Annotated in this window: 24 protein-coding genes; 8 read left to right on the top strand and 16 right to left on the bottom strand. The window is 72.3% G+C overall.

Going from position 1 to position 26,475, the window contains the following annotated elements:
* The 6 genes from ACZ592_RS08400 to ACZ592_RS08375 form a co-directional block, all read right to left on the bottom strand.
* Positions 1 to 4,694 (bottom strand): beta-ketoacyl synthase N-terminal-like domain-containing protein (locus ACZ592_RS08400; RefSeq protein ID WP_471580701.1); only part of this gene is annotated, 4,694 nt, incomplete at its 3' end.
* Positions 4,695 to 4,885: 191 nt separating this feature from the next.
* On the bottom strand, positions 4,886 to 5,419 hold the full coding sequence (locus ACZ592_RS08395) for a response regulator transcription factor (protein ID WP_471580700.1): 534 nt from the start codon (positions 5,417 to 5,419) through the stop codon (positions 4,886 to 4,888).
* 241 nt (positions 5,420 to 5,660) lie between these two features.
* Entirely contained in the window at positions 5,661 to 5,870 is a 210-nt protein-coding gene (locus ACZ592_RS08390) for a ferredoxin (protein ID WP_471580699.1), read from the bottom strand.
* Positions 5,871 to 5,875: 5 nt separating this feature from the next.
* Positions 5,876 to 7,102 (bottom strand): cytochrome P450, encoded by a 1,227-nt coding sequence (locus ACZ592_RS08385; protein ID WP_471580698.1) that lies wholly within the window; start codon positions 7,100 to 7,102, stop codon positions 5,876 to 5,878.
* A gap of 146 nt (positions 7,103 to 7,248) precedes the next feature.
* The gene (locus ACZ592_RS08380) at positions 7,249 to 8,016 is read right to left on the bottom strand and encodes a thioesterase II family protein (RefSeq protein WP_471580697.1); all 768 of its coding nucleotides are present in this window, start codon (positions 8,014 to 8,016) and stop codon (positions 7,249 to 7,251) included.
* A gap of 20 nt (positions 8,017 to 8,036) precedes the next feature.
* Positions 8,037 to 8,975 (bottom strand): oxidoreductase, encoded by a 939-nt coding sequence (locus ACZ592_RS08375; protein ID WP_471580696.1) that lies wholly within the window; start codon positions 8,973 to 8,975, stop codon positions 8,037 to 8,039.
* 82 nt (positions 8,976 to 9,057) lie between these two features.
* Between ACZ592_RS08375 and ACZ592_RS08370 the strand changes: the two genes are divergently transcribed.
* Positions 9,058 to 9,666, top strand: a complete 609-nt coding sequence (locus tag ACZ592_RS08370) for a TetR family transcriptional regulator (RefSeq protein ID WP_471580695.1) — start codon at positions 9,058 to 9,060, stop codon at positions 9,664 to 9,666.
* A 49-nt stretch (positions 9,667 to 9,715) separates the two neighbouring features.
* On the opposite strand, the gene ACZ592_RS08365 is transcribed toward ACZ592_RS08370, so the two are convergent.
* From ACZ592_RS08365 to ACZ592_RS08325, 9 genes are all read right to left on the bottom strand, one after another.
* Positions 9,716 to 10,030: an HGxxPAAW family protein gene (locus ACZ592_RS08365; protein ID WP_471580694.1), complete on the bottom strand. Its 315-nt coding sequence runs from the start codon at positions 10,028 to 10,030 to the stop codon at positions 9,716 to 9,718.
* Between the two features lie 299 nt (positions 10,031 to 10,329).
* Positions 10,330 to 10,956 (bottom strand): HAD-IA family hydrolase, encoded by a 627-nt coding sequence (locus tag ACZ592_RS08360; RefSeq protein ID WP_471580693.1) that lies wholly within the window; start codon positions 10,954 to 10,956, stop codon positions 10,330 to 10,332.
* A 57-nt stretch (positions 10,957 to 11,013) separates the two neighbouring features.
* On the bottom strand, positions 11,014 to 11,205 hold the full coding sequence (locus ACZ592_RS08355) for a hypothetical protein (RefSeq protein ID WP_471580692.1): 192 nt from the start codon (positions 11,203 to 11,205) through the stop codon (positions 11,014 to 11,016).
* A complete protein-coding gene (locus ACZ592_RS08350) occupies positions 11,180 to 11,704 on the bottom strand; it encodes a hypothetical protein (protein ID WP_471580691.1) in 525 nt (174 codons plus the stop codon). The genes ACZ592_RS08355 and ACZ592_RS08350 overlap by 26 nt, the downstream gene beginning before the upstream one ends.
* 58 nt (positions 11,705 to 11,762) lie before the next feature.
* Complete coding sequence (locus ACZ592_RS08345; protein WP_471580690.1) at positions 11,763 to 12,725, bottom strand: hypothetical protein; 963 nt, start codon at positions 12,723 to 12,725, stop codon at positions 11,763 to 11,765.
* A 525-nt stretch (positions 12,726 to 13,250) separates the two neighbouring features.
* Entirely contained in the window at positions 13,251 to 14,036 is a 786-nt protein-coding gene (locus ACZ592_RS08340; protein ID WP_471580689.1) for an ANTAR domain-containing protein, read from the bottom strand.
* Positions 14,037 to 14,188: 152 nt separating this feature from the next.
* Entirely contained in the window at positions 14,189 to 14,821 is a 633-nt protein-coding gene (locus ACZ592_RS08335; protein ID WP_471580688.1) for a GNAT family N-acetyltransferase, read from the bottom strand.
* Between the two features lie 420 nt (positions 14,822 to 15,241).
* Positions 15,242 to 16,384 (bottom strand): family 2 encapsulin nanocompartment cargo protein polyprenyl transferase, encoded by a 1,143-nt coding sequence (locus ACZ592_RS08330; RefSeq protein ID WP_471580687.1) that lies wholly within the window; start codon positions 16,382 to 16,384, stop codon positions 15,242 to 15,244.
* 102 nt (positions 16,385 to 16,486) lie between these two features.
* On the bottom strand, positions 16,487 to 17,893 hold the full coding sequence (locus tag ACZ592_RS08325) for a family 2B encapsulin nanocompartment shell protein (RefSeq protein WP_471580686.1): 1,407 nt from the start codon (positions 17,891 to 17,893) through the stop codon (positions 16,487 to 16,489).
* Between the two features lie 184 nt (positions 17,894 to 18,077).
* On the opposite strand from ACZ592_RS08325, the gene ACZ592_RS08320 reads away from it, so the two are divergent.
* The 4 genes from ACZ592_RS08320 (at position 18,078) to ACZ592_RS08305 (ending at position 22,845) form a co-directional block, all read left to right on the top strand.
* A complete protein-coding gene (locus ACZ592_RS08320) occupies positions 18,078 to 20,720 on the top strand; it encodes a rhomboid family intramembrane serine protease (protein ID WP_471580685.1) in 2,643 nt (880 codons plus the stop codon).
* A 139-nt stretch (positions 20,721 to 20,859) separates the two neighbouring features.
* The gene (locus ACZ592_RS08315; RefSeq protein WP_471580684.1) at positions 20,860 to 21,096 is read left to right on the top strand and encodes a hypothetical protein; all 237 of its coding nucleotides are present in this window, start codon (positions 20,860 to 20,862) and stop codon (positions 21,094 to 21,096) included.
* 139 nt (positions 21,097 to 21,235) lie between these two features.
* Positions 21,236 to 21,826, top strand: a complete 591-nt coding sequence (locus ACZ592_RS08310; RefSeq protein ID WP_471580683.1) for an N-acetylmuramoyl-L-alanine amidase — start codon at positions 21,236 to 21,238, stop codon at positions 21,824 to 21,826.
* 74 nt (positions 21,827 to 21,900) lie between these two features.
* The gene (locus ACZ592_RS08305; protein WP_471580682.1) at positions 21,901 to 22,845 is read left to right on the top strand and encodes a 1-aminocyclopropane-1-carboxylate deaminase/D-cysteine desulfhydrase; all 945 of its coding nucleotides are present in this window, start codon (positions 21,901 to 21,903) and stop codon (positions 22,843 to 22,845) included.
* Positions 22,846 to 22,880: 35 nt separating this feature from the next.
* Here ACZ592_RS08305 and ACZ592_RS08300 read toward each other — a convergent pair whose 3' ends face one another.
* Positions 22,881 to 24,479: a Na+/H+ antiporter gene (locus ACZ592_RS08300; protein WP_471580681.1), complete on the bottom strand. Its 1,599-nt coding sequence runs from the start codon at positions 24,477 to 24,479 to the stop codon at positions 22,881 to 22,883.
* Between the two features lie 46 nt (positions 24,480 to 24,525).
* Between ACZ592_RS08300 and ACZ592_RS08295 the strand changes: the two genes are divergently transcribed.
* From ACZ592_RS08295 to ACZ592_RS08285, 3 genes are all read left to right on the top strand, one after another.
* Positions 24,526 to 24,786: a UBP-type zinc finger domain-containing protein gene (locus ACZ592_RS08295; protein WP_471580680.1), complete on the top strand. Its 261-nt coding sequence runs from the start codon at positions 24,526 to 24,528 to the stop codon at positions 24,784 to 24,786.
* A gap of 243 nt (positions 24,787 to 25,029) precedes the next feature.
* A complete protein-coding gene (locus ACZ592_RS08290) occupies positions 25,030 to 25,443 on the top strand; it encodes an ATP-binding protein (RefSeq protein WP_030780840.1) in 414 nt (137 codons plus the stop codon).
* Positions 25,440 to 26,471: an RNA polymerase sigma factor SigF gene (locus tag ACZ592_RS08285; RefSeq protein WP_471580679.1), complete on the top strand. Its 1,032-nt coding sequence runs from the start codon at positions 25,440 to 25,442 to the stop codon at positions 26,469 to 26,471. The genes ACZ592_RS08290 and ACZ592_RS08285 overlap by 4 nt, the downstream gene beginning before the upstream one ends.
* Positions 26,472 to 26,475: the final 4 nt, after the last annotated feature.

Raw genomic sequence — 26,475 nt, 5'->3', positions numbered from 1 at the left:
AACACCACACCACCAGAGCCACCAGCCCCAGCACGCCCGGCCACCACACCAGAAACCTCACGACCCGCAGCCAACTCACCCAAACCCACAGCAAGCTCACCCAGATCACCACCCAGAACCACCGCACGGTGCTCCAACACCGCACGCCCCCGGGCCAACGTGAAGCCCACATCCCGCAGACCAAGCACACCGGACTCACCAGGCGCCTCGCCCTCGTCCAGCCGCGCCAGCAACCGCTCCGCCTGCTCCGCCAGAGCCGCCTCACTCCGCGCCGACAGCACCCACGGCACCACGGAACCCATCACGGCACCCTCGGCGGGACGCACCAACTCGCCGCCCTGCAAGGTCTCTTCCGCCTCGGGAGCGGCTTCCAGAATCACGTGCGCGTTCGTCCCGCTGATGCCGAAGGACGACACCGCCGAGCGGCGCGGCCGCTCCAGCTCCGGCCACTCCTGCTCCGACGCCAGCACGCTGACGGCACCGGACTCCCAGTCGACGTGCCGGGACGGTGTGGAGACGTTGAGGGAGCGGGGCATCAGGCCGTTGCGCATCGCCTGGACCATCTTGATGACACCGGCGATACCGGCGGCGGCCTGCGTGTGGCCGATGTTCGACTTGATGGAGCCGAGCCACAACGGCCGCTCCGCGTCCCGCCCTTGACCGTACGTGGCGAGCAGCGCCTGCGCCTCGATCGGGTCGCCCAACGACGTACCCGTGCCGTGCGCCTCGACCACGTCCACGTCCGCGGACGTCAGCCGCGCACTGGCCAGCGCATCCTGGATGACGCGCTGCTGCGACGGCCCGTTCGGCGCCGTCAGGCCGTTGCTCCCGCCGTCCTGGTTCACCGCGGAACCCCGTACGACCGCCAGGACCTCATGGCCGTGGCGGCGCGCCTGCGAGAGGCGCTCGACGACCAGGAGGCCGACGCCCTCGGCCCAGCCGGTGCCGTCGGCGTCATCGGAGAACGGCTTGCAGCGGCCGTCGGCGGCGAGCCCGCGCTGACGGGAGAACTCGACGAACATGCCGGGCGTGGACAGCACCGTGGCGCCGCCCGCCAGGGCCAGCGAGCACTCGCCGTTGCGCACCGCCTGCACCGCCAGGTGCAGGGCCACCAGCGAGGACGAGCAGGCCGTGTCGACCGTCAGGGCCGGCCCTTCCAGGCCCAGTTGGTAGGAGATGCGACCGGACGCCACGCTGGTGGTGTTGCCGGTGAGGCGGAAGCCCTCGGTGCCGTCGGTCGGGGCGTCCAGATGCGGGCCGTACTCCATGTTCGTGGCGCCGACGAAGACGCCGGTCCTGCTGCGGCGCAGGGAGTCGGGGTCGATGCCCGTCCGCTCCAGGGCCTCCCACGCGGTCTCCAGGAGGAGCCGCTGCTGCGGGTCCATCGCCGCCGCCTCACGCGGACTGATCCCGAAGAACTCGGCGTCGAAGTCGCCCGCCGCGGCGATGAATCCGCCGCGGCGCGTGTACGTGGTGCCGGGGTGGGCCGGGTCGGGGTCGTAGAGGTTCGCCAGGTCCCAGCCGCGGTCGTCGGGGAAGTCGGACGTGGCGTCCACGCCGTCGACGAGCGCCTGCCAGAGGCGCTGCGGGGAGTCGATGCCGCCGGGCAGCCTGCAGGCCATGCCGACGATCGCGACGGGGTCGTCGTCGGCCGCGGTCGGGACGGCGGCGGCGACCGGTTGGGCGGCCGGGGGCTCCAGGGCTCCGACGACGCGTTCGTGCAGGTGGTCGGCGAGGTCGTGGAGCGTCGGGTAGTCGAAGAGGATGCTCGCGGGCAGCCGCAGGCCGGTCGCGGAGACGAGCCGGTTGCGCAGCTCCACGGAGAGGACGGAGTCCAGGCCCAGGTCGCGGAAGGTCGCGTCGGGGTCGACGGCCGCGGTGCCGGTGAGGTGCGCGAGGTGGTCGGCGAGCCAGCGGACCAGGAAGCCGTCGGGCTCGCTCCGGACGCGGTCGCGCAGGGCGAGCGTCGCGGAGCTGAGGTGCTGTTCGGTCTCCTCGGCCGCGGGGCGCTCGTCGAGCCAGTGGCGGCGGCGCCGGAAGGCGTAGGTGGGCAGGTCGACGGTGCGTGCCGGGCCGACGGCCGCGGACCAGTCGACGGGGGTGCCCGCGGTCCAGGCCGCGGCGAGGCCCGTCAGCAGGGCCTGCGGTTCGGGGTGGTCGCGGTGCTGCAGCGCCACCGCGAGCTCGGTCTCGGAGGTCGCGACGAGCGGGGTGAGGACGCTGCCGGGGCCGAGTTCGACGAACCGGGTGACGCCCTGTTCGCGGCAGGCGGTGAGCGCGTCGTGGAAGCGGACGGTGGCGCTCAGGTGCTCGGTCCAGTACTCCTCCGTGAGCGCCGCGCCGGTCTGCCCGGTGACGGTGGAGACGATGGGTACGGCGGGCTCGGAGACGGCGAGGCCGTGGATCCGGCGGGCGAACTCGCCCAGCATGGGGGCCATCAGCGGTGAGTGGGCGGCGTTCTTGACGCGCAGGCGGCTGGTGCGGTGGCCGCGGGCGGCGAGCGCGTCGGCGATCCGGGTGACCGACGCGTCGGCGCCGGAGAGGACGACGGCGCGCGGCCCGTTGATGACGCCGACCGCGACGTCCTCGGCGCCTTCGAGGGCGGCGAGCAGTTCCTCCTCGCTCGCCTCGACCGCGATCATGGCTCCGCCGGGCGGCAGTTGTTCCATGAGGTCACCGCGGGCGGCGACGAGGGCGGCGGCGTGGGCGAGCGGCAGGGCGCCGGAGACGTGGGCGGCGACGATCTCGCCGAAGGAGTGGCCGACGAGCAGGTCCGGGGTGACGCCCCAGGACGTGACGAGGCGGTACAGGGCGACCTGGAAGGCGAACAGGGCGGGCTGCATGTGGCGCATGCCGTCGAGTGCCTCCGCGGCCGCCTCGTCGTCGCCGCCGAGCAGGACCGCGCGCAGGTCGAGGCCGGGGAGGAAGTGGTCGAGCACCTCGTCGAGGGCGGCCGCGAACACCGGGTACGCCGCGTAGAGTTCGCGCCCCATGCCGACGCGGTGGGAGCCGACGCCGGAGAACAGGAACGCCGTGCGGCCGGGCTCGGCGACGCCGGTCACGGCCTGTTCGTGCAGGTGCGCCAGGCCCGCCGTGAGGTCGTCGCGGTGCTTTCCGACGATGACGGCCCGGTGCTCGAACGTGGACCGTCCCGCGGCCAGGGACTTGGCGATGTCGGCCACGTCGGCCACGTCGGCCACGTCGACGACATCGCCGGCTTCCACGGCACCGCCCGCGTCCGCGCCGTCGGCGGCCTCGGTCGCGGGCCGTCCCTCGACGTGGCCGAGCAGGCGCGCGGCCTGGGCGTCGAGCGCTTCGCCGGAGCGGGCCGACAGGACCCAGGGCAGGGTGCGGTCGTGCGCGGGACGGTGGGCCGGGGCGGCACCGCGCCGCGCGGCCTCGGGCGCCTCGGTCAGGACGACGTGGCAGTTGGTGCCGCCGATGCCGAACGAGCTGACCCCCGCGACCAGTTGACGGTCGGGGGCGGGCCAGTCCGCGAGCGCGGTCTGCACCCTGAGGTTCAGCTCGGTCAGGGGGATCGCCGGGTTGGGGGCGGTGAAGTGCAGGGTGGGCGGCAGTTGGCGGTGGCGCAGGGACAGCGCGGCCTTCAGCAGGCCGACGATGCCGGCGGCGGCCTCCAGGTGCCCGACGTTGGTCTTGACCGAGCCGACCCGCAGCGGGTCACGGTCCGTTGTGCCGCGCGCGATGACGTCGGCGACGGCGGCTGCCTCGACCGGGTCGCCGACCGGGGTGCCGGTGCCGTGGAGTTCGACGTACTGGACGGTGTCGGGGCTGACCCCGGCGGTGGCGTAGGCGCGGCGCAGGACGTCTCGCTGGCCGTCGGCGTCGGGGTCGGTGAGGCGCTCGCCGCCGCCGTCGTTGTTGACGGCGCTGCCCTCGATGACGCAGTAGATGCGGTCGCCGTCGGCGAGGGCCGCCTCCAGCGGCTTGAGCAGGACGACGCCGCCGCCCTCACCGCGTACGAACCCGTCGGCCTCCTCGTCGAAGGTGGCGCAGCGGCCCTTGGCGGACAGCGCGCCGAGCCCGGCGGTGGCCCGCATGCTGTCCGGCGAGAGGATCAGGTTCACGCCGGCCGCGAAGGCGAGGTCGGCGTCCCCGCTGCGGATGCTCTCGCAGGCCAGGTGGACGGCGACCAGCGACGAGGCCTGCGCGGCGTCGACGGCGAGGCTGGGGCCGCGCAGGCCGAGGTGCCAGGAGACGCGGTTGGCGATGACGGCGCGGTGCCGGCCGGTGAAGTCGTGTGCGCCGCCGGGGCCCGGCGTCTCGCCGCGGGCGGCGAGGCCCGCGTAGTCGTCGGAGGAGACGCCGACGAAGACGCCGGTGCGGGAGCCGCGCAGCCGGTCGTCGCGGACACCGGCGTCCTCCATCGCCTCCCACACCAGTTCCAGCGCAAGGCGCTGCTGGGGGTCCATGGCGGCGGCCTCGTCGGGGGTGATGCCGAAGAAGGCGGCGTCGAAGGCGGCGACGTCGTCGAGGAAGCCGCCGCGCCAGGACCGGCTGCCCTCGCCGCGCTCCTGCGGCCAGGCCGAGACGGCGTCGGTGCCCTGGGCGAGCAGGTTCCAGAGCTCCGCCGGAGTCGACGCCGAGGGCACTCGACAGGAGGCTCCGATCACTGCGATGGCGGTGTCGCGGGCCCCGCCCGTCCCCTGCTCGTCTGCCGTGGATGCCGTCATACGGCGAGTATCTGTTCGGGACCCGGGTAGGGGCTTCGGCCAGAGGACGGTGCTCCGGGTCCGGCTTAGGTGCAGGTAGTCGCCGCCGAACCTGGACTTTCGGCCAGGTTCGCACCCCGTACGACGACGGGGGTGCTCGCACGGCCGAACCGTGCGGGCACCCCCGTTCGCGCTGCGCTGCCGCGCCGTTCTCACACAGCCGGCGCCAGGGCGATCAGCTGGGCCCGGGAGGCCACGTGGGCCTTCGCGAGCACGTTGGAGACATGGAATTTGATCGTCTTCTCACTCAGGCCGAGACGCCTGGCGATCTCCTTGTTCGCGAGTCCCCTGCGCACCAGTTGCAGCACCTCGGACTCGCGGGAGGTGAGCGGCGCGTGCGTGGGCACCGCCGACAGGTGACGCGGGGCCATGGCGCGGGTGAGCTTGAGGAGCACGCCGCTGAGGCCGGGCGAGACGTAGCCGGTGCCGTCGACCGCCTTGCGGACCGCCGCGGCGAGGTCCTCCACGGGGTCGTACGAGTGCACCAGCGCACCCACGTTCACCTGGGTGAGGCCGATCCAGCGGGTGGCCGAGTCGGTGTCGCCCACGACGACGAGTGCGGCATCGAGGCCCGCGAGTTCCCGGGCGTGGCCGAGGTGCAGTTGTCCGTCGAGGACCACGGCATCCGGATCATACGATTCCGCCGCCGAGAGGAGGGCCGCGAGGTCGGCGACCTCGGCGACCACGGAAAGGGTGGAATCCTTCTCCAGCGATCTTCGAATACCAAGACGCGCATACGGATGTGGATCGCAAATGATGACTCGTGCCTGAATTCCCCGGTTCAACTGGAAGACCCCCCGCTGATCGGCCCCTCTTCTCCTTGTGCATTCTTCGCACAGCGGAATAGAAGGCACCAACCTATTTAGATTTCTCACACATGAGCGAGCACCCCGCGTCCGCCGGGCGGAACCCGGCGGACGCGGGTCTTCACTGCGCGGCTACGCGCTCCTCGATCTCGATCGCACCCACCGGACACATCTGCGCGGCCGCCTCGACGAGGTCGTGCAGGTCCTGGGACGGCTCGGCGATCTGCAGCAGCACCAGGCCCTCCTTCTCGTCCTGGTCGAACACCTCGGAGACCGTCGCCACGCAGTTGCCCGCGCCGGCGCACAGCTCCCGGTCCACCGTGACCCGCATGGCCCTCACCACGTCACCGGCAGCTCGGCCACGCCGAACGTCACCGCCATGGGGCGCTGCGGGACGTCGGCGAGGGAGAGTTCGGAGCGCAGTTCCGGGAAGCGGCGGGCCAGTTCGACCAGCGCCACCCGCAGCTCCGCGCGGGCCAGCGGCTGGCCGATGCACTGGTGCAGGCCGAAGCCGAACGCCATGTGGCGGTGCGCCTCGCGACGCTTCGGGTCGAACAGCTCCGGGTCGTTGAAGACCGACTGGTCGCGGTTGGACATCGCGAGCATCGCGACGACGCCCTCGCCCTCGCGGATCTGCTGCCCGCCGATCTCCGCGTCCTCCATGGCAAGGCGCGGCAGCCCGGTGCGCACCACGGTGAGGTAGCGCAGCAGCTCCTCGACCATGCCCGGCGCCAGGTCCGGGTCCTCGCGCAGGGCCGCGAGGTGCTCGGGGTGCTGCAGGAGCACCAGGGCGGAGAGGCCGATCATGTTCGCGGTGGTCTCGTGGCCGGCCACGAGCAGGAGCATGGCCAGGCTGACGAGCTCGTCCTTGCGCAGCTCACCGGTGTCCACCCGCTCGACGGTGAGCCGGCTCAGGAGGTCCTCGCCGGGGTCCTTCCGCTTGGCGTCGACGAGGTCGCCGAGGAGGCCGGCCAGTGCGCCGAGCGCCGCCTCGACCTCCGCGGGCCCGGAGTTCCTGTCCATGATCACGCCGCTGTGGTGCTGGAAGAAGTCGTGATCGGCGTACGGGACCCCGAGCAGGTGACAGATCGTCATCGACGGTACGGGGAGCGCGAACTCGGCCATGAGGTCGACGGGCGCCCCGAGCCCGCGCATGCGCTCCAGCGTCTCGACGACCGTTTCCTCGATGAGCGGCTCGATCCGCCGAATGTTCTTGATCATGAATTCGGCGGTCAGCATCCGGCGGAACCGGCTGTGCGCCTCGCCGTCCATGAAGATGAACAGGCCCGACGCGTCGTCCTGCTTCGGCGGGATCGGGTTCAGCACCGGGAACCCGGGCTTGTACTGATCGGAGCTGAAGCCCGGGTGCCGCAGCAGCTGCCGCACGTCCTCGTGCCGCGTGACGAGCCACGCCCACCCCCCGAAGGGGAGCCTTACTTTCCCCACGGGCCCTTCGAGCCGTTCCTGGTCCGACCCGGTGACCGGAATGAACGGATCGTCCTCCGGCCCGATGAACGGGTATGCCGGCAGGCCGGCAATGTCTATCTCGGCCACGTCCCCCATGTTTTCCCACACCTCGCACGACTCGCATCCGAAAGAGGAATTCAGCCTAACAAGGTGATTGGCTCAAACAAGGTGGTTTACCGGAACACTTTCCGCCGTGACGCAGATCACGCAGGGAAATGCAATTCCGCAATATCGGCGGTGGATTACCGCATAAGTGTCACTAGAATCTTCCTGGAGACGGTATCCACGACCCTTGACATCTGCTCCGTCAGGTAGAAATGCCCGCCGGGCAGGGAATCCATCGCGAAGCCGCCCGCGGTGTGGTCGGCCCAGGCGCGCGCCTCCTCGGGCGTGACCCGGGAGTCGTCGGCGCCGACGATCACGTGGACGGGCGACGCGAGCGGGGGACCCGGGGTGGGCCGGTAGGTCTCGGCCGCCTTGTAGTCGCTGCGGATCGCGGGCAGCGCCCTGCGCAGCAGCTCCTCGTCCTCGAAGACCCGGGCGTCCGTGCCGCTGAGCGCCCGCAGTTCGGCGATCAGTCCGGGGTCGTCGCGCAGGTGGATGGGCGAGGGGTTGTCGCGCAGCCGGGATGGCGCGCGCCTGCCGGAGGCGAAGAACGCCAGCGGCGTTGAGCCCGCCCGCTCCAGGCGCCTGGCCAGCTCGTAACCGACCATGGCGCCCATGCTGTGCCCGAAGAGCGCCAGCGGGCGGTCGGCCCACGGCAGCACCTCCTCGGCCAGCGCGTCGGCCAGGCCGGTGACGGAGTCCACGCACGGCTCGTGCCACCGGTCCTGGCGCCCCGGGTACTGCGCGGTCAGGACGTCGATCTCGGGCCCGAACGCGCGGGCGAACGGCAGGTAGAACGAGGCGGATCCGCCGGCGTGCGGCAGACACAGCAGCCTCGCGCGCGCCTGCTCCGCCGGGGCGTACCGGCGGATCCAGGGGCTGCTCGCGACGGTCTTCGCGGTCACTTTCGCTTCTCCCCCGCCGGTCAGGCGGTGGCGGAGAACGCGAAGCGCACGGAGGTGAGTTCCTCCGACAGGTCCCACAGCTTGCGGCCGGTCTCCGCGTCGGCGGCCCGCGGCGCGAGCTCCACCGTCTTCGGCGCACCGCGCAGCTCGCCCATGCCGTCGGGGCCGATGAACTGCCCGCCCGTCACGCTCGGGTGGGTCGCCGCGTAGAGCGTGGGCAGCGCGCCCTGGTCCGGGGTCTGGGCCAGCGGCAGCAGCAGGCGGCCGAACAGGAACTTCACCATGCCGGTCGGCGAGCTCGTCTGCAGGTTGGTCGACGTGTAGCCGGGGTGGGCGAGCAGGCTGCGCACCGGGCTTCCCGCCTCGGTCAGCTTCTGGTGGAGCTGCCAGCCGAAGACGGCGTTCGCCAGCTTGGACTGGTTGTAGTACCCCATCGGCGAGTACTTGCGCTCACCGGTCAGATCCTCGAAGAAGAGGCTGGCCGAGCGGTGGTTGGGCGAGCTCACCGTGACCACGCGGGGGTCGTCGCCGGCCTCCAGGAGGTCGAGCAGCAGGCCGGTGAGCGCGAAGTGCCCGAGGTGGTTGGCCGCGAACTGCACCTCCTGGCCCTGCGGGCTGAGGATGCGGCTCGGCGGCGCCATCAGGCCGGCGTTGTTGATGAGTCCGTCCAGCCGCGCGTGGTCCGCGTGCAGCTTCTCGGAGAAGGCCCGGACGGAGTCCAGGTCGGCCAGGTCGACCCGGCGCACCTCCAGGGCGGCGCCCGGGACCGCGGCGGTGATCTGGTCGACCGCCGCCCGTCCCTTGGTCTCGTCGCGCACGGCGAGGATCACGTGCGCGCCCTTGCGGGCCAGGGCCCGGGTGGTCGCCAGACCGAGGCCGCTGTTGGCCCCGGTGACGACGAACACGCGCTTGTTCAGGTCGGGGATCTGCTCGGCGGTCCAGCCACTCTGATTACTCATACGGCACAAGCTGCCTGATGTGACACTCGGTGTCAAGCAGTTCCCTTGATGCCTCATAGGGCACTGAATGTAGACTGAGGCAGTGAGTATCCACCCGGAAGTGAGCCTGGCCCAACGCAAGCGTCAACTCGTCTCGGACGAGCTGACGTCGGCCGCGATGCGGCTGCTGACCCGGAAGGGGTTCGACGCGGTCACGACCGACGAGATCGCAGCCGACGCGGGGGTGTCCAAGCGGACGTTCTTCCGGTACTTCGCGTCCAAGGAGGACGTGGTGATCCAGTTCCTGGCCGACGTGGGCACCGGCATGCGCGCGGAGCTCGCGGCCCGCCCGCCCCAGGAACCGCCCTCGGTGGCGCTGCGCCACACCGTGTGGGTCTCCGTGAGCGCCTGCGCGGGCCCCTCCGAACAGGCCCTTCGCGTCGCGCAGTTGATCCTGGAGAGCCCCGCGCTGCACGCCCGCTTCCTGGAGCGTCAGGCGCAGTGGGGCGACGAGCTCGCCGAGGAACTCGCCGAGCGCCTCGGCCTGGATCCGCGCACGGACCTCTATCCGCAGCTGGCGACCCGGATCGCGCTGTCCGCCTTCGGGGCCGTGCTGCAGAGGTGGAGCACCAGCGACGGGGCCGAGGACCCGGCCACCCTGACGGACCGGGCCTTCACCGTCATCGCGCCGGCGCTGGACGCCGTCGGCTGAGCGCCGCGGCGTCGTCGGCCGGGCCCTGCCCGGTGGTGGGAGACAGCGGTCAGGACGCCTCGGCCACCCGGGCGGACCGGCCGGCCAGCCGGCACCCGAGACAGCCCCGGTGACCCGCACGCGCGGAGAGGTCACGCGCCGAGAGCCGCCGCTGGTCGACACTGCGCGGCGTCGGCGGCTTGCCCCAGCCGGCCAGGTGCAGGATCCAGGTGACCAGCACCGCCGCCACCAGGACGCCGATTCCCAGCCAGATACCGGGGCGCCAGCCGACGACCCCCGCACCCACGGCCACGGTTCCGATCATCGCGACGACGGATCCGGTCCACCCCGCGACGGTGTGCCCTTCGTCGTGGTGTCCACTCACGTTGCTGCCTCCATGTCTGCTTCGCGTACGTCCTGGAGGCCGCGACCCCCGTCACCGGCACCCTCGACCGCCTGGAGCGCGCCGGCTTCGGACGGGCTCGCGGCCATCACCGACTGGCCGATCGGCGCAGCGGCGATGGCCTGAACCTATCCGGACGGATCCCGCTGAGGTACCGCACTCCTGCGGTTCTCCAGTGGGCCTCTGGTTCCCGAGGGCCCGTGGCGCGGCGCGAACGCCGGAGGGGCCCGTCAAGGGTGGTCGCATCGGCCGCGGACGACACCGGCGCCGAGGCATCCGTCTCAGCGCAGCGGCCCCAACACCGCCCGCAGGTCGGCCGGTTCGCGGTAGAGCAGGCCCGTCATCCCGAGCGCGGCCGCCGCGTCCACGTTCTCCTCGCGGTCGTCCACGAAGAGGCAGCGGCCGGGGGCGACCCCGGCCCGCTCTGCCGCCGTCTCGTAGATGCGCCGGTCCGGCTTGACGACACCGAGGTCCGCGCTGCTGATCACGTCGTCGAGGAACCCCTCGGGCCCGGTGAGGCCGAGCAGGGCCAGGTCGTCGGCGAGCCACGGCGTCGCGTTCGTGACGAGCAGGACGGGCACTCCCGCCGCGCGGACCCGCCGCAGCAGCCCCACCACGACCTCGTCGGCCCGGAACTTCGCCTCGGCGAGCGCCGTCCCTAGCGCGTGCCCGCGCTCCCACGGCACCCGGTCGGCGAGACCGTCGGCGATCGACTCGATCCACCGCTCCCGGGTGATCTCGCCGCGCATCAGCGGCAGATCGGTCTCCGGCCGGAAGGCGATCCCCGCGGTACTGCCCGGCGGCAGCCCGGCCGCGTGCTCCAGCTGCTCCAGTTCCGCCATGTCGTAGAAGCGGATCACACCGTCGAGGTCACTCAGTACGGCGTCGAACGCGCGGCCGGTCGTCATCTCATGTGTCTATCACGCGTCACCGGAGCCGCCGCCCGGCGCCTGCCGGGTCCGCCGTCAGGGCTTGCCCTCGTCCGTGACCGCCAGGCTGTAGCGCAGCTTGTCCTTCGCCCGGGCGCCAAGACGGTCGTAGAACCGCACGGCCCCCTCGTTCCACGCGGGCGTCTGCCACTGCACCTGGGTCAGGCCGCGCCCGAGCCAGCCATCGGGCCCCGCCCGCCGGTCATCGGACGTCGCCTTCCACGACATCGGCGCCCCACGCCGTCAGCCGCTCCGCCACCGTCCCGGAACCATCGAGCACCCGCCGCGCGAAGGCGTCCCGCTCGTGCGCGAGCACCGCGGCCTCCCAGACGCACGGCGCGAGCCCGACGCGGCCCGGGCGCAACTGCGCCGGCTTGCCCGCGGGGCCGACGAAGACCGCGAGGTCCGACATGTGTCCCTCGATCCAGGTCTGTACGAGGACGTAATCGCCGTCGCCGCCCGCGTGCACGATCAGCACGGCGAGACCGAGCGAGCCCCGGACGTGCCCCAGCTCCAGATGCGGCCCGGTGACGGCGAGCGCCGCGGCCTCCTCCAGCTCCGTCACCACCCGCCCCGGCGCCTCGACGGCGTACACCTTCACGAGATGCCCGCCGGCCTCGCGGGAACCCAACGCCCGGACGGTGCGCGCGTGATGCCCCTCGGAGAGGGCCGTCAGCCGGCCGGCGTCGACGGCCCCGGGCAGTCCTTGTTCGTCGATGTCGCTCATGCGCCCATCATGCGAGGCCGGCGGGCGCCCCGGGCCCGCGCCGCTCCGCGCCGTCCGCTCACTTCTCGCCGAGCGCCGCACGGACGTTGGCCCGCACCCGGTCCAGTTCCTTGCGCACCGCCTCGTACCGGGACGCGTCGCGCCGCAGTTCCGCGCGCTGCTTCTCGTCGCTGACCGCCCACCACACGCCGGTCGTGTTCAGCTTCCGGTTGCACTCGACGTCGGCGACCGCGGTGCCCAGCTCCCTCTTCGTACGCGCGGTGTTGCCGTCGCTGTTCCGGCGGCCCCTGCCCCACGCCTTGTCCCCGAAGGCCTCCGTCGGGTTCTTGTACTTCTTGAAGCCCTTGTCCTGGACACAGCGCGACCAGTCGCCGAAGGCCCTGCGCACCCGCTTGTCCTTGGCGACGGCCTTGTCGACCTGCTGCGTACGTCGGCCGACGTACCCGCGAAGGCGCGCCAGCTCGGCCGCCTCCGCGGTGTCCCCCAGCGTCTGCCGCGTGCCCTGCGCGCTGCAGCCGCCCTCGGGGATCTCGCGGCCGTTCACCTCGCCCCGGCTGCCGCGCGCCGCGCCGCGGCCGTAGTACACCTCGTCCTCCCGTTCCGTCAGGGCTCGCCCCTTCCCCTCGGTCCGGAAGTCCTCGAGGCTGTCGGGGTCGAAGCCATACCCCCAGCGGCGGACGTGGTCGAGGTCGAGCATCCCGTACGGCGACACCGAGGAAGCCGTCATGGTGGCCGACATCGCCGCCTTCGGCCAGGCGGGACTGAGCGGGACGTCGTCGAACCCGTAGGACCTCATGCACTTCTGCGCCATGAGCCGCTCCGCCTTGTCCAGGCGCTTGTAGTCACGGCTGCCGAACTCGTAGCGGTCCAGCGGGAGTCCGGGGATGTCGTCGGCGCTCCGCACGCGCGGCACGCCGGACTCCCGCGCGTATCCGGGCACGGCCCCGTCCGGCCCCGCACCGGATCCGCACCCCGTCACCACCGCGCCCACCAGCGCGAACACACCCCACCGCAGCCTCATCGAGCCCCCTCCCCCGGCAGCCGTACCGACAACCGTCGGACCCTATCGCCAGGGGGTGTCAGCCCTAGGAGTGGCATGCGCCGCGTCAGCCGTGCCGATCACTCCCGCCCATGGAGTCGCTCACTCGCCGCCGCCGGACGCGCCAGGCCTCCTGCCGCGCCGCGACCGGGAACGCCTGGCCCTCGTACGCCCGCTCGCACGGCCGCCTGCCCGGCCTTCCGCACCCTCGTCCGTCGCCACGACGCACGCCTCGCACTCCTCGTTGCGGCACGGGCCGGGGCCCCACACCGGGACGAACACCCCGAGCACCTTGCGTCGCCGGATCGTCGTACCCACCGGCCGGCCGCAGGCCCCGCAGACGGGCTCGTCCTGCGGGGCGGGGCCGGGCGGTGGCCCTTCACTGCCCATACCGCCAGGCTATTCCGGTCCGGCCCGGCTGGGCAGCCCCGCGGCCCGCGCTCGTGCGCGGCCGGCGTCGCCCCCGCGGTCACCCGCGCCCCGCGGCCCGCGCCTTCTCCCGGTGGGTCACCGCTGTCCCATGTCGGACGTGTCGAACTCCCCCGCCACCACCTGCCGCGCGAAGTCGCCGAGCCGCACCCGGCGTTGTCGCGCGTGCTTGCGCAGCGCCACGAACGCCTCGTCGACCGAGCACTGCCACCTCTCGGCGAGCACGCCCTTCGCCTGCTCGATGGAGATCCGGCTGGTGAGCGCCGCCTGCAGCTGTCCGCACTCGACGAGGCTGTGCTCCAGGGACCGCTGGCGTGCGACCGCGACCGCCGCGAGATCCGCGAGCGTCTGGGCGAACGCCACGCCGTCCTCGCCCAGCGGCTCCGCACCCCCGGTCCGGAACAGGCCGAGCGCCCCGGCCACCTTCGTGCCGACCGCCCACTCCGACCCGACCGCCTGGTCGTCGCCCCGCGGCTCCTTGCGCAGCGAGACCACCCGGACGTCGGCGAACCCCGCCGTCCGCGCCTCCGCCACGAACCACGGCCAGCGCGCGGCCGCCTCCGGCCCGTCGAGATCGACGTCCGGCGGGGCGGCGCCCGAGAGGCAGGTGTCCAGCAAAGGCCCCTCGCCCCGGCGGAAGGCGGCCAGTTCGAGCTCCCGCGTCCGCTCGTCCGACGCCTCGACGATCCCCGGATCACCGAGCACGTTCGTCTCCACCGACTCGCCCGGTCCCCCCGGACCGCTCCGCCCGGCACCCCGGCCGCCCGCGCGGACGCCCCCGCGATCGCCCACGAGCAGCACCGACACGGCGGAGACCCCGAGCAGGTCCACGCAGCGAGCGGTCAGGTCCTGCAGAAATCCCACAGTGCTCTCCGCTCCCGCGGCGCCCGACCGCGCACGCGCGTCCGCCTCCGGCCCGTCGCCCGGCTCCGGCCGCGCGTCGGTACGCCAGTCCGCAGGCGCCCCCGCCGCCTCCGTGTCCACAGCCCTGCTCACCCCCCTGTCCACGCCGCCGGTCAGCGGCCCGTGCCGGCCGCCCGCGGCTCGCGCCACATCGGCCACATCCGCGGGCCGTCCGGCAGATCGAGCGTCGTCCCCATGAAGTCGAAGCCCAGGCGCGCGTACAGGTCGCGGCTGCGTGCGTTGCTCGCCTCCAGATAGGCGTGCAGGCCCTCGCGGTCGCAGCGTTCGAGCACGGCGGCGACGAGCTCCGTGCCGAGGCCCTGGCCCTGCCGGTCGGGGTGCACGGCGATGAGGTGCAGGTACTCGTGCGGCCTGTCGGTCGGATGGATCGCGTCCGTCAACCGGCCGATCAGCTCGACGCGTTCGTTGTCGGGATCGACCGCGCGGCGCAGCATCACCGGGCCGTCCTCCGCGTCCTGCCCGGGGCCCGCGTCGAGGGCCACGGAGGCACCCGCGGGAACGGACCACCACATGGCCACGGCCGAACCGTCCTCGGCGAGATCCACGTACCCCTCGGCGAGCGCCAGGTCGAAGAAGGCGTTCATCAGCGCGCTGTGCGTGCGCACCCGGTGCTCCTCGGCGGGGAAGACCCACCTGCTCACCGGGTCCTGCTGGAACGCCGCGTCGAGCAGCCCGATCACGTCCGCCCGGTCGCCCTCCCCGGCTCTCCGGATCGCCACACCCACTGCCCGCCCCTTACCGTTCGCCCGCTCCTGGGGCGCGCCCACCCGTCAACTCTCGCCCTCGACGCACCGGTTGCAGGGTAAGTGATCGCCCCCCTCACACACGGAAGGGCCCCGCAGCCTGGCCGGATCACGGGGGCATGCGGGACCTGCGGATGGTGGGAGGCCCGGCCGGCGGGCAGGCTCCGGCCGGGTTCGTCTCTGCGGGTCACGGGCCGCTCGGGCGCCTCGAACGGGCTCCCGACACGGACACCGGCCCGCCCCGCCCTCTGGCTGGTTCGCCTCCCTCCCGAACGCTCCCCCGTCAGGCCCGTCGGCCGCTCCCCCGCCGCTCCCCGGTCGGTCGCTCCCCCGTCAGTGACTCCCCTCGGCAGCCCTGCTTCAGCGGCTCTGCTTCAGTGACTCTGCTTCAGCGGCTCTCCTTCAGTGCGTACGCCGTGTCACGAACTCGGCGAGTGCCAGCAGCCCGCCCGCCGATTCCGGGTCCGGGACCGCCCTCGCGAGCTGCCCTATCGCCCGGGACATCCGATCGGCCGCGTGCACCTGCGCCCAGTCACGGCCGCCCGCGCTCTCCACGGCACGGGCCGTGCGCTGCGCGAGCGCGGTGTCCGGCACGTCCCCCTTCACCGTGCCCGGCGCCCTGCCGTACAGCTCGGCCAGTTCGGCCGCGGCCGGTGTGCCCGAGGTCAGGGCTGCGACGACCGGCAGCGACTTCTTGCGGGCGGCGAGGTCGGCGCCCGCGGGCTTGCCGGTGTGGCCGGGGTCGCCCCAGATGCCGATGACGTCGTCGATGAGCTGGAAGGCGAGGCCCGCCTCGCGGCCGAAGCCGTCCAGCGCGTCGGCCGCCTCCGGCCCCGCGCCCGCGTACACCGCTCCGATCGCACAGGCGCAGCCGATCAGTGCCCCGGTCTTGGCCTCGGCCATGGCGAGACATTCGTCCAGCGTGACCTCGTCCGGGCCGCGCCGCTCCAGCGCGCAGTCCACCTGCTGGCCCTCGCAGAGCTCCACGACGCAGGCGGCCAGACGGGCGGCGGCCGCCGAGGCCCCCGGGTGGGGGTCCTCGGCGAGCAGCCGCTGCCCGAGTGCCTGCATGGCGTCACCGGCGAGGATCGCGCCGGCGTCGCCGAACACGGTCCAGGCGGTGGGCCGGTGCCTGCGCGTGGTGTCGCGGTCCATCACGTCGTCGTGCAGGAGCGTGAAGTTGTGGATCAACTCCACGGCGGCCGCGGCCCGCACGGCCGTGGCGGGGTCCCCGCCCAGCGCGCGGGCCGCGGTGAGCACCAGCGCGGGCCTGATGGCCTTGCCCGCGTTGCCCGCGGCCGGCGTGCCGTCCGCGTGCTCCCACCCGAAGTGGTAGAGCGCGATCCGGCGCAGTGACCCGGGCAGCGAGTCGATGGCCCTGCGCAGCTCCGGATCGACGCGGGTCCGCGCCGACGCCAGGATCTCCGCGGCCTCCTGCCCGTCGCCGGGTCCGGGTCCGGGTCCAGGTCCGGGTCCGGGTCCGGGTCGCTGGGGGCGCTGATTCGCGTCCGCGGTGACTGCCGTGTCCGTCGTCGTGTCCGTCATGGACTCACCCCGGGAAGGATGCGGACGGTGGCGGTTCCTCGGCCTGCGGGCGCGTACGGGGGTGATGTACCCCGTGCCGCGTCCGAGGACACGGGCGGGCCGTCAACTCCAGCGACCGATCTCGACGTTCTCCAGGACGCCGAGCGCATCGGGCACGAGCACCGCCGCGGAGTAGTAGGTCGACACCAGGTACGAGATGATCGCCTGCTCGCTGATGCCCATGAACCGCACCGACAGGCTCGGCTCGATCTCGTCCGGGATGCCGCTCTGGCGCAGGCCGACGACGCCCTGCTCCTCCTCGCCCGTACGCATGCAGATGATGGACGTCGTCAGGGCCTCGGTGACCGGGATCTTGTTGCACGGGTAGATCGGCACACCGCGCCAGGTGGGGATCCTGTGGCCCCCCACGTCGATGGTCTCGGGGACGAGTCCGCGCTTGTTGAGCTCGCGGCCGAACGCGGCGATCGCGTGCGGGTGGGCGAGGAAGAGCTTGGAGCCGCGCCTGCGGCTGAGCAGCTCGTCCATGTCGTCCGGGCCGGGCACGCCCGCGTGCGGCTGGATCCGCTGTTCGTACTCGCAGTTGTTCAGGAGACCGAACTCGCGGTGGTTGACCAGTTCGTGCTCCTGGCGCTCCTTGAGCGCCTCGACGGTCAGCCGCAACTGGTGCTCGGTCTGGTTCATCGGCTGGTTGTAGAGGTCGGCCACGCGCGTGTGGATGCGCAGCACGGTCTGGGCGACGCTCAGCTCGTACTCGCGCGGTGCCGCTTCGTAGTCCACGAAGGTGTGGGGCAGCACGGCCTCGCCGACGTGTCCTGCCGACAGGTCGATGGGCGCCTCGCCGAGATCGTTGGTGCGCTGGGCCGGGAGGGACCGCAGCCTCGTGAGGTGGTCGCGCAGTGCCTCGCTGCGCTCCGCGACCTGTTCGAGGTCCTGGCGGGGCAGGGTGAGGACGGTGCAGGCGGTCACCGCGCGGGCGGTGTACTCCCAGATGGTCTCCGGGTCGAGCAGCGCCTGCTCCCCGAAGTAGGAGCCGTCGGCGAGCGTCTCGAGCACCGCGTCGTCGCCGTAGGGTCCTGTGCCGACCTTCTCGACGCGGCCGTGCGCGAGCAGGAACACCTCCTCGGCAGGGCTGCCGAACGAGGTCAGGACCTCCCCCGCGGCGAACTCCCGCTGGTGGCAGCGCCGTGCCAGTTCGCCGAGCACGTCCTCGTCCTCGAAGTCGCGCAGGACGGGCAACTCGCCGAGCTCCGTCGGGACGACCTGGACGCGGTCCCCCGTCTTCACGAAGTGGACCCGGCCGTCCCCGACCGCGAAGCTCAGCCTCCGGTTCACCCGGTACGTGCCGCCCTGGACATCGACCCATGGCAGCGTCCGCAGCAGCCAGCGGGAGCTGATCTCCTGCATCTGCGGCGCGGATTTGGTGGTGGTGGCCAGGTTCCGTGCTGCGGATGTGCCGAGGCTCTGCTGCGGCTTCTCCGATTCACTACGGACCTCTTCGCCTACCGACATTGGCTATGCCCTCCCGATATGCCTGCGGTGCTCTGCGCGCCTCACCCTTCCAGCACGGAGCGTGGCCACGCCATTACACAAACGAGCGGGAATGGATCACGCTCCGGCGGGGCAGGAGGGGCGTTTCCACCCGTTCGGACCAACTCGGGAGGTGCCGGGCACAGCGGACTGGTGGGCTCGGGAGATGACCACCTCCGAGGCCTCCGCCGGCGCCGGCGCGCGGGAACCGGCCCCGGCGGCACCGCTCGCGCCGCCGGGCGAGCGCGGCCCGGTGCGCTGGCTGCGCCCCGTCGGCCGGGCGTTCGAGCCCGTGCGCCGCGCGCCGGTCACCGTGTTCGTCGTCGTGGCGCTGTGGGCCGTGGGCGCCTTCACGGGAAGCCTCGGCTCCGGCCCGTCCGGCACGCTCCTGAACGACATCGGCGTGGGGGTTCCCGCGCTCGCCGACGGCCGCTGGTGGACCCCGCTCACCTCGATGCTGTGGTGTCCGGGGATCGGCAACTACATCGGCTCCACCCTGCTGTTGCTGCTCCTCGGTTCGGCGGCCGAGCAGCGCATGGGCTCGGTGCGCACCGGCGTCGTCCTGGTCCTCGGTCAGGTCCTCGGCTCGCTCCTGGGCACCGGGGTCGTCAGGCTGGGCGAGCTGGCCGGCGAGGACTGGCTCGACGATCTGGCGCGCGACCTGACGGCGACGCCCGGCATCGGGGCCTGCGCCGTCGGCGCCTTCCTCAGCTTCCGGCTCAACGCCCTGTGGCGGCGCAGGCTCCAGCTGTGCCTGATCGTCTTCCCGCTGATGCTCGCGCTGTACGTCGGTCATCTCCAGGGAGTGCTGCGGCTGGCCGGCACGGTCGTGGGGCTGGGACTCGGCGCGCTGGCGCACCGGAACACGCACCGGCTGCGGATGCCGCACGCCTCGCACTCCGAGGGCCGCGTCCTGGTGGCCCTCGTGGTCGCCGCCTCCGCCGTCGGCCCGCTCGTCGCCACGCTCTACAAGGACTCGCTCGGCCCCTTCAACGTCCTGGACCTGTACGTCTCCGGGGGCCCCGGCGCCCAGGACATCGCCGACGCCTGCGTCCGGGCCGACAGCGCGGACTGCGCCCGCATCCACGCCCAGGACCACTTCTACGGCTCTCCCGCGATGCTCATGGGCATCGCGATCCCGCTGCTGCTGCTCGTACTCGCCGAGGGCCTGCGACGCGGTCTGCGTTTGTCCTGGCGGATCACCGTGGCCGCGCAGCTGGTGTGGCTCGGACTCATGGCGTACCTCCTGGGCGACATCGCCTCGCACCCGGACCGGTACGTCCTGGAGGGCAGCGACCTGTCCGACCAGAAGGCCGCGATGATCCAGGCGGTTCTGGAACAGATGCTGCTGCCGCTGCTCGTCCTGGTGCTGCTGTTCCTCACGAGGAGACTCTTCGACCAGCGCCTCTCGCGCACCACCGTGACGTGGCTCGCGGGGACCGTGGGCGGCTCGCTGCTGCTGGCCTGTGTCGCCTACGTGGGCATCGGGTACGCGGTGCGCGACCAGTTCACGCCCGACGCGACGTTCTCGAAGCTGGTCTCGGGCCTTCCCACGCAGTTCCTGCCGCCCAGTTACGAACCGTTCTTCTTCCAGGGGCAGGCCCCGGTACCGGTCGGCGGCACCGCCCTGTCGCTGTACGAGTACTGCGGGATGCTGTTCTGGGTGGTCACCCTGATCGCTCTGTTCGTGGCGTTCCGGCGGCCCCTGATGCACGCCGACCCGGACGCGGCCACCCGCGCGCGTGCCTTGCTCGCCGCGCACGGCGGCTCCACGCTCTCGTATCTGACGACCTGGCCGGGCAACCACTACTGGTTCTCCGCGGACGGCCGGGCCGCGGTCGCCTACCGGGTGCGCTCGACGGTCGCGCTCACCACGGGCGACCCCTTCGGGGAGCTGTCCGCGCGCGCGGACGCGATCGACGGTTTCGCCGAGTACTGCGACGAACGCGGCTGGACGCCCTGCTTCTACAGCGTGACGGCCGAGGCCAAGGCCCGCACGGACGCGCTGGGCTGGAGCTCGGTGCAGGTCGCCGAGGACACCGTCGTGCCCCTTGCGGAGCTGGCCTTCACCGGCAAGAAGTGGCAGGACGTCCGCACGGCCCTGAACAAGGCCAAGAAGGAGGGCATCACCGCCGAGTGGCACACCTTCCCCGAGGCACCCATCGCGCTCACGGACCAGATCCGCTCGATCTCCGAGGAGTGGGTCGCGGACAAGGGGCTGCCGGAGATGGGCTTCACCCTCGGCGGGCTCGACGAACTCGACGACCCCCATGTGCGCTGCCTCCTCGCGGTCGACGGGGACCGCACGGTGCACGGCATCACGAGCTGGATGCCGGTGTACGCGGACAGCGGGGAGGCGGACAGCGGCGAGGCGGGCAGCGGGGAGGCGGGCACGAACGGCGAGGCACCCCGGCCGGCGGGCTGGACCCTGGACTTCATGCGGCGCCGCTCCGACGGGTTCCGCGGCTCGATGGAGTTCCTGATCGCGTCCGCCGCGCTCGGCTTCAAGGAGGAGGGCGCCCGGTTCCTGAGCCTCTCCGGGGCGCCGCTCGCCCGCTCGGACACCGGGGAGCCGCCCGCCGCGCTGCAGCGCCTGCTCGACTACGCCGGCCGCACCCTGGAGCCGGTCTACGGCTTCCGTTCGCTGCTCAACTTCAAGGCCAAGTTCCAGCCCCAGTACCGGCCCATGTACATGTGCTACCCGGACCCGGCGGCCCTGCCCAGCATCACCCGGGCCATCGGCAAGGCCTACCTGCCGCACATGAAGCCGTCACAGGGGGTGCGCCTGATGCGCAAGCTGACCGGCTAGCCGGGGCATCCCTCGCGGGGCAGTCCGCACCCCCTCGGGCCGGGCCTCCCGCGGGAACTCCGAGTTCCGTGTGACCGTTGATCCCATCGCGGGCACGAGCACCGCCCGCACCCTTCGCACCAACCGGCAGGAGACAGCAATGGCAGGCTTCCTGGATCGCGCCAAGGAGCAGGCGCAGCGGGGCATCAACCAGGGCAAGCAGAAGCTCGACGAGGTCCAGGACAAGCGCGCGGGCGACGCCCTCCTGAAGAAGCTCGGCGCCGCGTACTACGCGGAGCGCCGGGGCACCGGCTCCGCGCAGGACACCCAGCAGGCGTTGCAGGCCCTGGAGTCCCACATCGCGACGAACGGCGACGGCTTCCTGCACGGGAACTGACCGGATCGGCTCGCACGGTGCCCGAACAGGCCTCGCATTGTTTGCGAACAGCTGGTTCGGGCATCGCAGTTCCGGTACAAGCAGGGCGTACGAGACGGTCGCGACCGGCGGCCGTCGCGCCTTGTTTAAGGAGGCGGCCATGTCCCCACCCATGTCCGCGGGCAGGTTCCTGGAAGCCCTGCGGGACGAAGGCGTGACCGTCGTCGAGGTAGGCGACTGGGAGCATCACAACCGCAACCACAAGGGCCCCTGGGGGCCCGTGCACGGCGTGGTGATCCACCACACCGTGACCTCCGGCAGCGAGCGCACGGTGGAGATCTGCCGCGACGGTTTCGCCTCGCTGCCGGGTCCGCTCTGCCACGGCGTCATCACCAAGGACGGCCGCGTCCACCTCGTGGGCTACGGCCGTGCCAACCACGCGGGCCTGGGCGACGACGAAGTGCTCCGCGCCGTCATCGCGGAGAAGCGCCTGCCGCCGGACAACGAGGCGAACACCGACGGCAACCGCCACTTCTACGGCTTCGAGTGCGAGAACCTCGGCGACGGCGAGGACCCGTGGCCCGAGGAGCAGCTGGACGCCATCGAGAGGGTCTCGGCGGCCATCTGCCGCGTCCACGACTGGACGGAACGCTCGGTGATCGGCCACCTGGAGTGGCAGCCGGGCAAGGTGGACCCCCGCGGCTTCACGATGGACTCGATGCGCGCGCGCATCGAGGAGCGCCTGAAGTAGCCGCACGGAACACCCGGGGAGCCCCGGCACAGGGCTCCCCTGCCGGACCGCGCACCGCGGGCGACAATGGCGGGGTGTGCCCCACCCCGCCCGACGGCCTCCGCCCCCGGCTCCCGTCCCCGCTGCAGCGCGTGCCGGACGACCGCTTCGTCCGCCGCGGCGTGCGGCTGTCCCTCAAGCGGGACGACCTGATCCACCCGGACCTGCCCGGCAACAAGTTCCGCAAGCTCGTCCTGAACCTGCGGGCCGCGGCCGACGCGGGCCACTCCACCCTCCTGACCTTCGGCGGCGCCTACTCCAACCACCTGCGCGCCACCGCGGCGGCGGGCCGTCTCCTCGGCTTCGCCACGATCGGTGTCGTGCGCGGCGACGAGCTCGCCGGGCGCCCCCTGAACCCCTCCCTGACGCGCTGCGCCGCCGACGGCATGCGGCTGCGCTTCGTCGACCGGGCGACGTACCGCCGCAAGGGCGAGCCGGAGACCCTGGGGGCACTCCTGCGCGCGGCGGACGCCGAAGACGCGTACGTGATCCCCGAGGGCGGCAGCAACGCCCTTGCCGTGCGGGGCTGCACGGCCCTCGGCGAGGAACTGCGCGAGCACACCGACGTGGCGGCCGTGGCGTGCGGGACCGGCGGCACGCTCGCGGGCCTGGCCGCGGGTCTCGGCCCGGACCGGCGGGCCCTCGGCATACCCGTGCTCAAGGGCGGCTTCCTGGGCGGGGACATCGTGTCCCTGCAGCGCAGAACGTTCGGCGAGCCGACCGCCAACTGGTCCTTGGAGGACCGCTTCCACTGCGGCGGCTACGCCCGAACCCCGCCCGAACTCGTCGCCTTCGCGGAGGACTTCGAGGCGCGCCACGGCCGCGCTCTCGACCTCCGCGTGGAACGCCTCTACGTGGCCAAACTCCTGTACGCCCTGACCACGCTCTGCGAAGAGGGTGCCTTCCCGCCCGGCACCCGCCTCACCGCGGTGATCACCGGCACGCGCGAGGACCCGTCCGGGTCCTCCTTCGCCGGCTAGAGGACCGGACCCGCCGGCCGGAGGACCGGACCGCCTCAGTCCTCGATCTCCCGGTGGGCGGCCGCCTCCTCCAAGTCCAGTTTGCGCAGCAGCGTCCGCATCATCTCGTCGTCGATGCGCCGCTCGTCCCGCATCTTCACGAACACCTCGCGCTCCGCGGCGATCGCCTCGCGCGCGAGGCGGCGGTAGGTGTCGTCCGCCGACTCCCCCGTCACGGGGTTGGATTGGCCAAGGCGCTCCCACACGGAGTTGCGCCGCCGCTCCAAAACGGTGCGCAGACGGTCCTGGAGGGGCTGTGGCAGACGATTGCGCTCGTCCTGCATGAGTTCCTCCACCCGCGCCTCCGCGGCCTGTGAGGCGGCGTTCTGCGCCTGCGCCTCGGCGAGCGTCTGCGCCTGCGCGTCACGTCCTGGCACTTTCAGGACACGGATCAGCCACGGCAGCGAGAGCCCCTGCACGACGAGCGTGCCGATCACCGTGGTGAAGGTCAGAAACAGGACAAGATTGCGGGCCGGGAACGGCTCCCCGTCGTCCATGACGAGCGGGATGGAGAAGGCGATGGCCAGCGAGACGACGCCCCGCATCCCGGCCCAGCTGACGATGAGCGGCCGCCGCCAGTCCATGTCGCCCTCGCGCTCCCTGATCCCGGCCGACATCCGGCGCGGCAGATAGGTCGCCGGGTACGACCACACGAAGCGCGCCAGCACAACGCAGACGAAGACCCCGACCGCGTACCAGACCGCCTGCGCCACGCTGTACTCGCCGAGCCCCTTGAGGACGACGGGCAGCTGCAGTCCGATGAGCGCGAAGACCGCCGACTCCAGGATGAACGCGACGACCTTCCACACGGCGGCCTCCTGCAGCCGCGTCTCGAAGTCGACCTGCCAGGAGCGGTGCCCCAGGTAGAGGGCGACGACGACCACGGCGAGCACTCCGGAGGCGCCCACCTGTTCGGCGGCGGCGTAGGCGACGAACGGGATGAGCAGGGAGAGCGTGTTCTGCAGCATCGCCTCCTTCAGGTGGGTGCGCAGCCAGTGGATCGGCACCATGAGCAGCAGCCCGACGCCGACCCCGCCGACGGCGGCGAGGAGGAACTCCCGGATGCCGCCCGACCAGCTCGCGCCCTCGCCGACGGCCGCCGCGAGGGCCACCTTGTAGGCGGTGATCGCGGTCGCGTCGTTCACGAGGGACTCGCCCTGCAGGATCGTGGTGATCCGCGAGGGGAGCCCCACCCTGCGCGCCACGGCGGTCGCCGCGACCGCGTCCGGCGGCGCGATGACGGCCCCGAGGACGAGCGCGGCGGTCAGCGGCAGGTCCGGGATGAGCACGTACGCGAGCCAGCCGACGGCGACCGTGGCGAACAGGACGTAGCCGACGGAGAGCAGCGCGACGGGTCTGATGTTGGCCCGCAGGTCCAGGTAGGAGCTCTCCAGGGCGGCCGTGTGCAGCAGCGGGGGCAGGATCAGCGGCAGCACGATGTGCGGGTCGAGGTGGTAGTCGGGCACTCCGGGGAGGTAGGCGGCGACGAGTCCGACGGCGACCAGGAGCAGCGGCGCGGGCACCGGGGTCCTGCGCGCCGCCCCCGCCACCGCGGCGCTCGCCGCGATCAGTGCCACCAGCGGCAATACATCCATCGGCAGACCCCTCCGCCCTCCGTGTTCCCGTCGTAACCTGGCAATCATGAACGAGTGCCCGCATGTCGCAGCGCTGCCGCACCCCGAGGTGTCCCCCCTGAGCGAAACGTGCCTGGAGTGTCTGGCGGCCGGCAGTCACCCCGTGCAGTTGCGGCTGTGCCTGACGTGCGGGCACGTGGGCTGCTGCGACTCCTCGCCGTTCCAGCACGCGACGGAGCACTTCAAGGACACGGGGCACCCCGTGATGAGGACCTTCGAACCGGGCGAGAGCTGGCGCTGGTGCTTCGTGGACGGTTCGATCGTCTGACGCCTGGGTACGTCAACCCGGCACCCGTACTTTGCAATTGGGCCCGCAGACCCCTAGCCACTGTCCGTACCCGTAGGCTTACTATGAGTGACAGCATCGGGCGGGGTCCCCGGGACACGGAGCTGGGGAGCGCGGTAGCGTCACCGCAGAAAGACGTGGTGCGTTACCCGTGTGACGCAGTCCGGACCACCGCTGGCCGGCGGTCCGAAGCCCCGAAATGCTTGTACCACCTTGGAGGTGAGGGTGTCCCAGATCGCAGGCGAGCCCGGGAATCAGGACTTCGTGGAGGTCCGCCTTCCGGCTGCGGGTGCCTACCTGTCGGTGCTGCGGACGGCGACGGCCGGCCTCGCGGCGCGTTTGGACTTCACTCTCGACGAGATCGAGGACCTCCGCATCGCGGTGGACGAGGCCTGCGCGATCCTGCTCCAGCAGGCCGTGCCCGGGTCCGTGCTCAGCTGCGTCTTCCGCCTCGTCGACGACTCGTTGGAGGTGACGGTCTCGGCGCCCACGACCGACGGCCGGGCCCCGGAGCGGGACACCTTCGCCTGGACAGTGCTGTCGGCCCTCGCGGGTCAGGTCGACTCCACCGTCGCCGAGGACAACACCGTCTCGATCAGCCTCTACAAGAAGCGCGGCGCGGGACCCGGGCCGGCGTGAGGAACGGGGACGGGCCGGTGCGGGACGAAGAGCGCGGCACACAAAAGCTGCCCGCCGGCGGCAGGGAGGGGATGCGCCGTATGACCACCGGAATCCCCGAGCAGCAGGCCAAACCGCACCCCGAGGAACCGGACCGGTTGGGTTCCCTGCGGGTGGCCGATGTGTCGGAGCAGGCAGAGCCGACCGCCAAGGAAGGGCTCGAGCAGCTCTCCGGCCGGGGCGGCGGGCGACGGGTGGGAAACATGAGCGAGCACGAGCACGGCCGGCACAATCCCCAGGACCGCAGCGGCGCACGCGCGATGTTCGTCGAGCTGCGTTCTCTGGGGAATGACAGTCCGGAGTACGCGCAGCTGCGCAACCAGCTGGTCCGCATGCACCTTCCGCTCGTCGAGCACCTGGCCCGCCGCTTCCGCAACCGCGGTGAGCCGCTCGACGACCTCACCCAGGTCGCCACCATCGGCCTGATCAAGTCCGTGGACCGCTTCGACCCGGAGCGCGGCGTGGAGTTCTCCACGTACGCCACCCCGACGGTCGTCGGCGAGATCAAGCGGCACTTCCGCGACAAGGGGTGGGCCGTCCGTGTCCCGCGGCGCCTTCAGGAGCTGCGCCTGGCCCTGACGACGGCGACGGCCGAGCTCTCCCAGCTCCACGGCCGCTCCCCCACGGTGCACGAGCTGGCCGAGAAGCTGGCCATCTCCGAGGAGGAGGTCCTGGAGGGCCTGGAGTCGGCCAACGCCTACTCCACGCTGTCCCTGGACGTCCCCGACACCGACGACGAGTCGCCGGCCGTCGCGGACACCCTGGGCGCCGAGGACGAGGCCCTGGAGGGCGTCGAGTACCGCGAGTCCCTCAAGCCCCTCCTGGAAGACCTGCCCCCGCGCGAGAAGCGCATCCTGCTCCTGCGCTTCTTCGGCAACATGACCCAGTCCCAGATCGCGCAGGAAGTCGGCATCTCCCAGATGCACGTCTCCCGCCTGCTGGCACGCACCCTCGCGCAGCTGCGGGAGAAGCTCCTCGTCGAGGAGTAGTCAC

The sequence above is a fragment of the Streptomyces sp. NPDC040622 genome, assembly GCF_055593965.1.
This window is presented reverse-complemented; position numbering and strand designations above follow the sequence as displayed.

Coding starts and splice junctions, on each gene's coding strand:
- ACZ592_RS08390 (WP_471580699.1), bottom strand. CDS start 5,870: ATGCGGGTCACGGTGGACCGGGAGCTGTGCGCCGGCGCGGGCAACTGC.
- ACZ592_RS08385 (WP_471580698.1), bottom strand. CDS start 7,102: ATGGGGGACGTGGCCGAGATAGACATTGCCGGCCTGCCGGCATACCCG.
- ACZ592_RS08375 (WP_471580696.1), bottom strand. CDS start 8,975: ATGAGTAATCAGAGTGGCTGGACCGCCGAGCAGATCCCCGACCTGAAC.
- ACZ592_RS08360 (WP_471580693.1), bottom strand. CDS start 10,956: ATGACGACCGGCCGCGCGTTCGACGCCGTACTGAGTGACCTCGACGGT.
- ACZ592_RS08355 (WP_471580692.1), bottom strand. CDS start 11,205: ATGTCGTGGAAGGCGACGTCCGATGACCGGCGGGCGGGGCCCGATGGC.
- ACZ592_RS08350 (WP_471580691.1), bottom strand. CDS start 11,704: ATGAGCGACATCGACGAACAAGGACTGCCCGGGGCCGTCGACGCCGGC.
- ACZ592_RS08345 (WP_471580690.1), bottom strand. CDS start 12,725: ATGAGGCTGCGGTGGGGTGTGTTCGCGCTGGTGGGCGCGGTGGTGACG.
- ACZ592_RS08330 (WP_471580687.1), bottom strand. CDS start 16,384: ATGACGGACACGACGACGGACACGGCAGTCACCGCGGACGCGAATCAG.
- ACZ592_RS08325 (WP_471580686.1), bottom strand. CDS start 17,893: ATGTCGGTAGGCGAAGAGGTCCGTAGTGAATCGGAGAAGCCGCAGCAG.
- ACZ592_RS08320 (WP_471580685.1), top strand. CDS start 18,078: ATGACCACCTCCGAGGCCTCCGCCGGCGCCGGCGCGCGGGAACCGGCC.
- ACZ592_RS08315 (WP_471580684.1), top strand. CDS start 20,860: ATGGCAGGCTTCCTGGATCGCGCCAAGGAGCAGGCGCAGCGGGGCATC.
- ACZ592_RS08310 (WP_471580683.1), top strand. CDS start 21,236: ATGTCCCCACCCATGTCCGCGGGCAGGTTCCTGGAAGCCCTGCGGGAC.
- ACZ592_RS08300 (WP_471580681.1), bottom strand. CDS start 24,479: ATGGATGTATTGCCGCTGGTGGCACTGATCGCGGCGAGCGCCGCGGTG.
- ACZ592_RS08295 (WP_471580680.1), top strand. CDS start 24,526: ATGAACGAGTGCCCGCATGTCGCAGCGCTGCCGCACCCCGAGGTGTCC.